Consider the following 1,031-nt stretch of genomic DNA (forward strand, 5'->3'; position numbering starts at 1 on the left):
GCTGCGTCAGGGCCTGGCCGCCGACGCCGGCCCCGGGCGGGACCCGCGGCTGGGCCGCCGTCGCTGGGAGGCGCGGCTCTGGCACACCCTCGACACGGAGCTGGGGGCCGCCGAGATCCAGCGTCGGGCCTGGGCCAACCTGGACCGGGTCGGCGAGGAGATCCGTGCGGCGGCCGTCGAGCTGGTCGGCGGCCCGGCCGACGACGAGACGGTACGCCGGGCGCTGGACCTGCTGGCCGCCGAGCACCCCGACGACGCCACGATCGTGGACCTGGCCTCGGTCAGCCTGGACGAGGCGACCGACTTCGTACGCGCCCACGACCTGGTCACCCTGGTCGACGATCCGTGCGTGATCCAGGAGATGCCGCGGTTCGCCCGGGGCGTGGCGGTCGCGTACTGCGACTCGCCCGGCCCGCTGGAGACGGCGGACGTGCCGACCTTCTACTGCATCGCGCCCACTCCCGAGGAGTGGCCCGCGCACCGGGTCGACTCGTTCTACCGGGAGTACAACGACCACATGATCCGCAACCTGACGGTGCACGAGGCGATGCCGGGGCACTTCCTCCAGCTCGCCCACGCCCGCCGGCACGTGGGTCCGACGCGGGTGCGGGCCCTGACGGAGTCGGGGCCCTTCATCGAGGGTTGGGCGGTCTACACCGAGGAGCTGATGGCCGGCCTCGGCTTCGGCGGCCTGCCGGTGCGGTTGCAGCAGCTCAAGATGCAGCTGCGGATGACCATCAACGCGCTGCTGGACCAGCTCGTGCACTGCGAGGAGCTGCCGGAGGCCGAGGCGATGGCGCTGATGACCGGGCGTGGCTTCCAGGAGGAGGGCGAGGCGGCCGGCAAGTGGCGGCGCGCGCTGCTCACCTCGACGCAGCTCTCGACGTACTTCGTCGGCTACAGCGAGGTGGCCGGGATCGCCGCCGCCCGCCCGGCCGGTGTGTCGGTGCGCGAGTGGCACGACGCGATGCTCGCCCACGACTGCCCGCCCCCGCGCCACCTGCGCACCCTGCTGGGCGTGTGACGGAGGG

1 protein-coding gene is annotated in these 1,031 nt (G+C 73.6%); it reads left to right on the plus strand.

Annotated elements, in window-relative coordinates; genetic code table 11:
- The coding region (locus tag AB0B91_RS66535; protein WP_358343370.1) for a DUF885 domain-containing protein at positions 1-1,024 on the plus strand (1,024 nt) is incomplete at its 5' end.
- Positions 1,025-1,031 lie beyond the last annotated feature (7 nt).

Origin of the sequence: Nonomuraea sp. NPDC049141, assembly GCF_040648415.1 — a bacterium.
Lineage (GTDB): Bacteria > Actinomycetota > Actinomycetes > Streptosporangiales > Streptosporangiaceae > Nonomuraea.